7 protein-coding genes and 1 pseudogene are annotated in these 9,182 nt (G+C 67.6%); 4 read left to right on the forward strand and 4 right to left on the reverse strand.

All coding sequences use genetic code 11. The annotated features are described in order from the left end of the window. Positions 1–7: 7 nt before the first annotated feature. Positions 8–529 (reverse strand): hypothetical protein, encoded by a 522-nt coding sequence (locus tag ACYVD1_RS30830; RefSeq protein ID WP_460778013.1) that lies wholly within the window; start codon positions 527–529, stop codon positions 8–10. A 310-nt stretch (positions 530–839) separates the two neighbouring features. Further along, on the reverse strand, positions 840–1,403 hold the full coding sequence (locus tag ACYVD1_RS30835) for a gamma carbonic anhydrase family protein (RefSeq protein WP_460757550.1): 564 nt from the start codon (positions 1,401–1,403) through the stop codon (positions 840–842). 378 nt (positions 1,404–1,781) lie between these two features. On the opposite strand from ACYVD1_RS30835, the gene ACYVD1_RS30840 reads away from it, so the two are divergent. Both ACYVD1_RS30840 and ACYVD1_RS30845 read left to right on the forward strand, forming a co-directional pair. Beyond that, positions 1,782–3,008 (forward strand): DivIVA domain-containing protein, encoded by a 1,227-nt coding sequence (locus ACYVD1_RS30840; RefSeq protein WP_460778015.1) that lies wholly within the window; start codon positions 1,782–1,784, stop codon positions 3,006–3,008. Between the two features lie 131 nt (positions 3,009–3,139). Continuing rightward, positions 3,140–3,589, forward strand: coding sequence for a GNAT family N-acetyltransferase (locus tag ACYVD1_RS30845; protein WP_460757553.1), 450 nt, complete (start codon positions 3,140–3,142; stop codon positions 3,587–3,589). On the opposite strand, the gene ACYVD1_RS30850 is transcribed toward ACYVD1_RS30845, so the two are convergent. Continuing rightward, positions 3,580–5,415, reverse strand: a complete 1,836-nt coding sequence (locus tag ACYVD1_RS30850; protein ID WP_460778014.1) for an MDR family MFS transporter — start codon at positions 5,413–5,415, stop codon at positions 3,580–3,582. The genes ACYVD1_RS30845 and ACYVD1_RS30850 overlap by 10 nt on opposite strands. Before the next feature lie 192 nt (positions 5,416–5,607). Between ACYVD1_RS30850 and ACYVD1_RS30855 the strand changes: the two genes are divergently transcribed. Together ACYVD1_RS30855 and ACYVD1_RS30860 are read left to right on the forward strand one after the other, a co-directional pair. Beyond that, a complete protein-coding gene (locus tag ACYVD1_RS30855) occupies positions 5,608–6,216 on the forward strand; it encodes a TetR/AcrR family transcriptional regulator (protein ID WP_460757564.1) in 609 nt (202 codons plus the stop codon). Positions 6,217–6,833: 617 nt separating this feature from the next. Further along, on the forward strand, positions 6,834–8,033 hold the full coding sequence (locus ACYVD1_RS30860; RefSeq protein ID WP_460757569.1) for an acyl-CoA dehydrogenase family protein: 1,200 nt from the start codon (positions 6,834–6,836) through the stop codon (positions 8,031–8,033). Positions 8,034–8,095: 62 nt separating this feature from the next. On the opposite strand, the pseudogene ACYVD1_RS30865 reads toward ACYVD1_RS30860, so the two are convergent. Continuing rightward, positions 8,096–8,926, reverse strand: a pseudogene (locus tag ACYVD1_RS30865) (IS30 family transposase); the annotation flags it as partial. Between the last annotated feature and the right edge of the window lie 256 nt (positions 8,927–9,182).

Below are 9,182 nucleotides of genomic sequence, written 5' to 3' on the forward strand. Positions count from 1 at the left end.
CCGGTGCTCAGCAGGGCCAGGGGTAGATGCGGTGGGTTGAGCTGCACAGCGGGTTCGGCTCCCTGGAGGGCTTGGGAACCGCTCGGCGTACCGCCCGCGCGACCGACGTGGTCCGGGGGTCGTCCTGGAGGGGCACAGAGTGGTCGGGGGACGCGTCTTCCCGACCTGTACCGGCATCCCGCGCTGTGGGCCCGTCCGGGTGGGTGTCCTGCTCGGACGGCTCGGGTGGCGACGGCTCTGGAACCCGGTCCGGGGCGGGTACCGGTGCTCCGCGGGGACCTGCCGCCCGTGGCCGCCGGGCGGGATCTGAGCCGGGCCGATCGCCCCCGTCCAGGGCCTGTTCTCCGGGCTCCGCGGCCTGCCCGGACTCAGCCGGTACGGCGGAGGTGAGCCCCAGGACGCGGTCGATCTCGGTAGCGCTGAGCGGCCGGTCGGTATCGGCAACCGCGATGAGCACCTCGGCGTAGAGTTCGATCTCGTCCAGCGCGACGTGGTCGTGGAGGCGGTCGCGAAGGCCGAGACCGATCACGGCTCACCTCCCGGGACAACGGTGTCGCAGGACAAAATGAGAAACCCGCGTCGAGGGGTTGTGGGCCGGGTGCGACAGAACCGTTTCCACAGAACGCGAGGAGTTCCAGGGTACGACCGGAGGCGGCCTGAGCGCATGACTCTTGTGGACCAGTGGACTGCTCACCCGGGTTAGCCAGGGGGTGCCGGCCCCCTCGGGGGAGGGGGCCGAAGGTCCCTCCCCCGAGAGGGTCATGCAGGTCGGCGGGGTACGCGCCCCCGCCGTTTGTCAGCCGACCGATGCCGTCCGGGCCACTCCCGTGTCGGCAACCTCAGCGCCAGGCGACGTCCTTGTGCTGGACCGCGTAGGCGGCGTAGGCGGTGGGGGTGTGCTCCAGTACGAGCCGGTCGTCGTCGTTGAGCTCTCGGACCGGTTTTCCGGGGAGCCCGGCCCAGAGGGTGTTCGGCGGAACGGTCTTGCCGGGCGGGACCAGTGAACCCGCCGCGACGAGTGCCCCCTTGCCCACGTGCGCGCCGCCGAGGACGATCGCGCCGATACCGATGAGTGCGCCTTCCTCGACGACCGCACCGTGCACCATCGCCTTGTGGCCCAGGCTCACGTTGTCGTGCAGGATCACGGGCTCTCCGGGGTCGGAGTGCAGACCGCACTGGTCCTGGATGTTGACCTTCTCACCGACCACGATGTCCTCGGTGTCGGCGCGCAGGACCGACCCGTACCAGACGCTGCTCTCCGCACCCAGGCGGACGCGGCCGACAACGATCGCTCCGGGGGCGATCCAGGCCGTGTCGTGGATCTCCGGCTCACCGAAAGGGGCTCCGCCGATCCACGGCCCCGGGTTCTGGCCCGTGGTCGGGTTGTCCGTCTCGCTGCCCATGTCAAGGCCCTTCCCAACGTAGGTCCCCTGGGGCTGAAGGGCAGGAAGTTGACCGCTCTGCACCCGTACGGGGATGATCGCGCATACCTTAGTAAGAACGTGACCAGGGTCCGCACGGCGATGTACCCGTCAGGGCTCTTGACGCCGCGGCACAGCGCGTGTCTACCTTGGTCGTTTGGACGGTGTCCACGGCGTTACGCTCCGCGCTCGGCCGGTACCCCTCATCGAGCCGGCCCGTGGCGCGGGATGGGACATCCGCGGGCAGAAGTCGCTGAAACGACCCGATGGGTGTTCCTGTGACAACTGGGTACGGGGAAACTCTCACCATCTGCGACGTGCAGTCAACGGTGTTAAGGACATGAAAGGCACATGAGCGATATGTTGCCGGGCGGCGGACTGCAGCAAGACAGGTTCCCGACAGTGCGCAAGGGTGGCTACGACAAGGCGCACGTCGACGACTACTACGTCCGAATGGACAACCAGTTCAAGGACCTCCGCGAGCGTCTCCAGCGGATGGACGACGAGCTGGAGCAGTACAAGCGCGATCTCGCGATCGCTCGGGAGAAGGCTCAGGTCAAGCCTGAGCACGAGCAGATCAGCGAGCGCATGGCGGAGATTCTCCGCATCGCCGAGGAAGAGGCCAAGGAGCGTCGCTCCAGGGTCGAGTCCGAGGTGAAGGAGGCCGAGAAGAAGGCTAAGGAGGAGGTCGCCAAGCACCGCAAGGACTCCGAGGAGCACGCGGAGCGGATCGTCTCATCCGCGCGCACCGAGGCCAATGAGATGGTCGCGAGTGCGAAGAAGGAAGCGGACCAGCTCCGCGAACAGGCCAAGCAGGAGGGCGACCGGCGCCTCAGCGAGGCCGAGGCCCGGGCCAAGAAGATCCACGACACGGCGGACCGGCGTCTGGCGACGCTGACGGCCACGCACGCCGAGGCCCTGCGTCGGCTCAAGGACATGCACTCCACGCTGGCCGACCTGGTCACCGCCGAGGACAAGGCAGGCGCTCTGGAGACCGGTCTGTCCCGCGAGGACGCTGCCGCCCCGGCCGAGGAGCCCAAGGGCAAGCCGAACCAGGCCCAGCAGCCCAACCAGAGCCCGCCGGCGGGGCAGCAGCCGAACCAGCAGCAGCCCGGCCAGGGTCAGCCGAACAAGGGTCAGCAGCCCAGCCAGGGCACCAAGCCCGAGGGCAAGGCTCCGGAGGGCAAGGCTCCGGCCAACAAGGCTCCCGAGGCGCCCGAGCCCGCTCAGCAGCCGGAGAAGGAGGAGGCCGCCACCAAGGTTCCCCCGCTCCAGCAGGAGCCGGACGAGGCCACGGTGCGTATCAAGCCGATGCCCAAGCCCGAGCAGGGCAAGCAGGAGGGCCCCAAGCCGGAGGGCGGCCAGGGCGGTGACCCCAAGGCCTCAGCTCCGCAGGGCGGCCGGGTCGATGGACCGGCGCCGGGCCAGGAGGGACAGCAGCAGAGCGGTCCGCAGCAGGCCCAGTCGGCCCCGTCCGACGACGAGGACAGCGGTGACCCGGGCATCACCGGTGTCTACCGGCGTCCGGAGGGCAATCAGCAGCCGCCCACGGGCGACGAGGGCGTGCGGGTCATCCGCAAGCCTTGACCGGCTCGGGACCGAGGTCCCAGGCGATATGGCGTGAGGGCGGGACCGTCGGTCCCGCCCTTGGCGTTTTGTGGCCAAAAGTAGGGTGAAGTCCGCCTTGTCGCAGGCTGTCGGCTACGATGCCGACAGCCATGATGATACGCGCGGCCATTCGGTCCGACCTAGGTGCGATTCTGCGACTTCTGCGGGAACTCGGTGACACCACCCATACGCAGAGCGCGCAAGTTCGCATGTCCTCAGCCGCTGTACGCGCCTGGACCCGGATGGAGAACGACCCCGAACGCACCGTCATCGTGGCGGAGCGCCGGGGCCAGATCATCGGGACCCTGGACCTGCTGGTGGTAGCCAACCTGACCCACGACGCCCAGCCCTGGGCGGTGATCGACAACCTCGTCGTCGACCCGGACGCGAGGTACCAGGGCATCGGTAGGGCGCTGATGGAAGACGCCTTGGACCGCGCCACGCGCGCGCGTTGCTACAAGGTCGAGCTCCTCTCGCACGAGAGCCGCCAAGGGGCGCACAGGTTCTACGCCTCCCTGGGCTTCGACAACTCCGCCGAGGGTTTCCGCCGCTACCTCTGAGCGGCGCTCCCGGGCTTGGCGCTCCAGCTCCGGCGTGCCTTGCGGCCCTTCCGCTTCCTGCCCGCCCCGGGGCTCCTCCGGGCCTTCGCCGCCTTCGCGGCCTCCCCCGCCGCCTCGTCCTTCTGGCCCGCCACGGGCGGGCTCTTCGTGTCCCCGCCGCGCAGCGGCACACCCTTCATGAAGGACACCGCGATCAGCCCGGCCGCAGCGATGGGGATTCCGGCCACGAACACGCCCTGCATCGCGTGGTCGAAGGCGCCCACGACCACCTCGCGTACGGGTTCGGGGAGCGAGTGCACGAGCTCGGGGGAGCCTTGGGCGGACTCTGCGGCCTCCTCCAGGCCGATGGACAGCTCCTCAGCACCAGATTCGGTTCCGTTGAGCGCGTCCGCCGCCACCGCCTCCTGTGCCCGGGCCGCGGCGGCGTCGAGTTCGGCGTTGAGCCTGCTCACCATCACCGCACCGAAGGCCGCCACCCCCATGGCACCGCCCAGGTTCCGGAAGAAGGTGACCGAGGCGGTGCCGGAGGCCATGTCCCTGACCGGGAGCGCGCTCTGGGTGGCCAACAGGAGGATCTGCATGTTGAGCCCGAATCCCAGGCCCACGAGCATCTGCCCCGCGATCACCGTGGTCAGCCCGGGGTCGACCTGCGCCAGGCTCAGCACCGTGAAGCCGAGGACGCACAGCACCATGCCGACGACCGGGTAGGCCTTCCACCGGCCGGTGCCGCTGATCGCGAAGCCGGAGCCGATCGAGGTGAACAGGAAGGATCCCACCAACGGCAGGGTCATCAGGCCGGAGACGGTGGGGCTCATCCCGTGCACCATCTGCAGGTACTGGGGCATGTAGATGATGAGGCCGAACATCATCATGCCGACGGACACCGATCCCGCGGAGGCCAGCACGAACGTGCGGTCGCGGAAGAGGCGGGTGGGGATGATCGGTTCTTTGGCGCGGCGCTCGATCAGGATCGCGGAGACGGTCAGCAGCACCGCGCCGGCACCCATGCCGTAAGCGGTCGGTGAGTTCCACGGGATCTCGGTGCCGCCCAGGCTGAGCAGCACGATCACGGTGCTGGCGGCGCTGAAGATCAACCCCGCGCCGAGCCAGTCAACGGAGGGTTTGCGGCGCGGCGTGAACGGCATGCGGAACATGAGCTGGATGACGCAGAAGGCCACCACCGCGAGGGGGACGGTGATGAGGAAGCACCAGCGCCAGCCGAGCGGGCTGTCCACCAGGAAGCCGCCCACCAGCGGTCCGAGCACGGTGGAGACGCCGAAGACCATGCCGATGAGGCCGCTGTAGCGGCCGCGCTCGCGCGGTGAGACGACGTCGCCGAGGATGATGTTGGGCAGCGTGGCCAGGCCGCCCACGCCAAGCCCTTGGAGGGCCCGCGCGGCGATCAGCCAGTTGATGTCCTGGGCGAAGCCCGCGGCGAGCGAGGCGACGATGAAGATGCCGAGGGCGATCTGGAAGAGGAGCTTGCGGCCCCAGATGTCGGACAGCTTGCCCCACACCGGGGTGGAGGCGGTCATGGTCAGCAGGGCCGCCGTCGCCACCCAAGCCAGCCGGTCCTGGCCGCCGAGCTCACCCATGATCGTCGGCAGGGCGGTGCCGATGATCGAGTTGGTGAGCATCGAGGTGAGCATGGCCAGGATGAGGCCGACCATGATGCGGCGGACGACCCGGCGGGAGGGGTATTCGGGCGCGGGGTCGGCGGTGGCCTCGGTGGCGGCGCCGGTGTTCGGGAGGCCTTCTGCGGAGGGGGAGTCCGGATCGGGGCCGGGCCCCGGTGACCCGGATGTGCTGCTTGCCGACTGCTCCATGTGTCCCCCGATTCCGGACGCACGAAAGCCCCACGGCTCATACGCCGGGGGCAAGCATCCACTTCAGGTATATGTAAACGCTGTTGACCTGTCAAATCGGTATCTCTCCGCCCCTTCCGGTAGGCGATGGGTGCGTAGAGGTGTCAACCTGGAGTCCTGAAAGCCAGATCGCGGCCACCAAGGGGTGTGCAGATGGAGCGTCCGGACGGGACCGGAGGCGGCGCGGAGGCGCCGATACGTGGCCGTGAGGCGACCCGGGAACGGATCCTCGCCAGTGCGAAGGCGCTGTTCACCAACGAGGGGTACGGTGCGGTGTCCTCGCGCAAGATCGCCTCGCAGGCCGGGGTGAACGTCGCGTTGATCAACCGCTACTTCGGTTCCAAAGCCGGGCTGCTCACCGAGATCCTGCGCGAGGACGGCGTCTTTCCCAAACTCATCGAGGAGGGGGAGCCCGAGGACCTGGCGGAGCGCCTCGCCGAGCACGCGGTCGGCCGTCTGCACGGCGAGGGCAGCCAGCTGCAGCTGGCGCTGGACGACTCCGCGGGCGACCCCGACCTGCAGTCGGTCTACCAGGGGAGGCTCAAGAGCGCGCTGATCGACCCCTTGGCCAGGTATCTGGGCGGGCCGAACGCGCGCGTCCACGCCTCTTTGGTCGCCTCGGTCCTCTTGGGCGTCGGTCGCGTCCGGCGTGTGGAGGGGGCGACCGCCCTGCGCGCACACGACCGGGAGCAGCTCACCGCACGGGTGCTGGCTCTGCTGGAGCTGTGCCTGGAGGACTTCGAGGAAAAGGGGCCGAAGTAGGGCCCTGAACGGGGTCCCGAACCGGGAGCCGTAACGGGTCAGCTATGGGTCCCTGGTGTCTGGCTCGGATCTTCGGCTCGGGGCGTTCGGTCAATTCACTGGGGTGATCGCCCGCGGTCGATTACGGAGTGTGCTCGATATGGGCCGATGCAATACCTGTTCGAGGTATGCTGCCCTGCCTTCTTGTGTGTCGATAAACTTCTGTTGATGTGATATCGCCCACAGATCGCGCTGTCGTGAGCCGGTGTATCGGCTGGTCGGGCGAGCTGTCCGCTGGCCGCTGGCCCCTCGTGTGCCTCAGGCGCTTCGCCTGCGTGGGGCTTCGGGGCGAAGTTGCGGTGTCTTCGCAGTTCAAAGGAAGTGTTTCAGAGGCTTGTCCCGGCCGCGGTGCATTGTCAGCCGCAGGTGGTACCTCTTGTTTCACGTGCTCTGATCTTGAATAAGACCGTCCGGAAGTGTTGTCCTTTATATGGTTATTGTTTGGTGTGGTAGGTAAAGGCTTGTGTTTCCACAGGGCTCTAATTCACCATGTCCCCGCTGGCTTGGCCGTGTGGGTCCGCTGACGGGCTGTTCCCTGCGGTCGCCTGAGCCAAGAACGTACATGTGAAGGGACCCGAATGACCGAGTCGTTCGCCACGGAGTGTCACGAGCGCCTAAGGGCGAAGGTCCGGGCCTTTGCGGAGGCAGAGGTCCGGCCCCGCGTGTCGGCTATGGAGGAGTCCCGATCCGTCCAACAAGAGCTGTCCAGTCTGATCGCCCGACAGGGATGGATCGGTGTCACTATCGGCCAGGAGTACGGCGGCATGGGCCTGGGCCACGTGGCGAAGACGATCATCATCGAGGAGCTGTCCCGTGTCAGTGGGGCGATGGGGGCCATGGTCCAGGCCTCCCAACTGGGTGTGGCCAAGATCATCCACTTCGGCGACGACGCACAGAAGAAGACGTGGCTTCCGGAGGTGGCCAAGGGAGACTGCCTGCCCACGATCGCTGTGACAGAATCCCAGTCGGGTGGCCACGTCCTTGGTATGACGACGAGCGCGGTGCGCGACGGCGACGAGTACGTCCTCAACGGGCGGAAGGTGTTCGTCGGCAACAGCCACGTCGGCGACCTGCACGGAGTCGTCGTCCGGACCGGTCCCGGATCCAAAGGCCTGTCCGCGTTCCTGGTCGAGGCGGACGCCCCGGGCTTTTCGCTCGAGCCGCACCGCCCCGCCATGGGACTGCACGGATTCAGTTTCGGAGAGCTCGTCTTCGACAACTGCCGGGTCCCCGCCGCCAACCGGCTGGGAGAGGAGGGCGACGGCCTGCCCGTCGCCTATTCCTCCAGCGTCCTGTACGGAAGAGCCAACCTGACTGCGGTTTCCCTCGGGATCCACCAAGCTGTGCTGGAGGAGACCACCGCCTTCGTCTCGGCCCAGCACCGCTACGGGGAACCACTGTCCGAGCTTCCGGCGGTCAAGACGAAACTGGGGCAGATGCAGTCGCGGTTGATGACGGCGAGGCTTGCCGCCTACGACGCGGTGGGTCGACTGGACCACGGTCTGCCCTGTGACGCGGAGCTGATGAACGCCAAACTCGTGAACGTCGAGGGTGCCCTTGACTCGGCGCGCGCGTCCATGGAGATGCACGCCGCGTGCGGGCTCCTCACCGACCGTCCGGTCGAAAGGTACATGCGGGACGCACACCACATCTTCGCCCCCGCCGGCACCTCCGACGTCCAGTTGCTCAGGCTCAGCGAATTCGCGCTCGGCAGGAACAAGGGGCAGTGGTCCGAGAGGTTCGCCTCCCGTGCGGGGGAGCAGGCGCAATTCTCTTGACCCGTAAGGAAGGGGCCCCGGTCCCTGGGCGGATTCAAGGGGTCTTCGCAACACCTCGTTGATCACACGAGTGTATGCAGACGCTCGGCTGGAGTTTTCCAGCCGAGCGTCTTGCGTGGCCGACCGTTCAGTTTCTGAGCCACATGCTCTAGATCCAGCGGGCCGTGCACCGACAGGTCAGTGCCCTTGGGGAAGTACTGGCGCAGCAACCCGTTGGTGTTCTCGTTCGACCCGCGCTGCCAAGGAGAGGCGGGATCGCAGAAGAACACCGGCACCCCCGTAGCGATGGAGAACCTCCTGTGGCCGGCCATCTCGCTGCCCTGGTCCCAGGTCAACGATCCGCGTAGATGCTCGGGCAGCGCGGTGATCAACGCGCTCAGCACACCCCCGACCGCCTCGGCGGTGTGCTCACCGGGCACGTGCCCCAGCATCACGTACCGGGTAGAGCGCTCGACCAGGGTGATGATCGCGGACTTGTTGTAAGCACCCGTGATGAGATCCCCTTCCCAGTGCCCGGGAACGGCACGGTCTTCGACCTCGGCGGGACGTTCGCTGATCATCACCATCTCGTCGACGAACCGGCTCTGCCTGTGCTCGGGTGAGCGGTGCGGCTCGCGTCGGATACGGCCGGTGCGCAAGGCGGCGGCGACCTCGCGTTTGAGTCCGCCTCGGGCCTGGACGTAGAGCGCCTGGTAGATGGTCTCGTGGCTCACACGCATGTCCTGCTCATCGGGGTGGTCCTCAACGATCCGGTTGCTGATCTGCTCGGGGGACCATTGTTGGCGCAGACCCGTGGCGACGTAGTCTCGCAAAGGTCCGGTGGCGGCGAGCTTGGCGGGTTTGGGACGCGCCCGCTGTGTGGCCGCCCGGCGCTGGGCCGTGTAGGCACCGTAGGAGCCATCGGTGACACTACCGATCTCGCCCATCAGCTCCAGGAAGCGTTCCCGTAGCCGAGCCCGTTCCTTCTTCGAAAACGACACGGTGGTCGCAACCTCCCTCAAGTCAGGGTGTTGCGACCACCGCTAGTGCAGCGATTCATAAGTCCTTCGGGGAGTGCTGACTACTGTCAGTGCTCCCCGAGATCGGCGAGGTGGACACCACACGCGCAGTCCAGAGCCTCGTTCGGGGTCCCGGTCCACTGCCCGCTCG

Source organism: Nocardiopsis nanhaiensis (assembly GCF_054778635.1).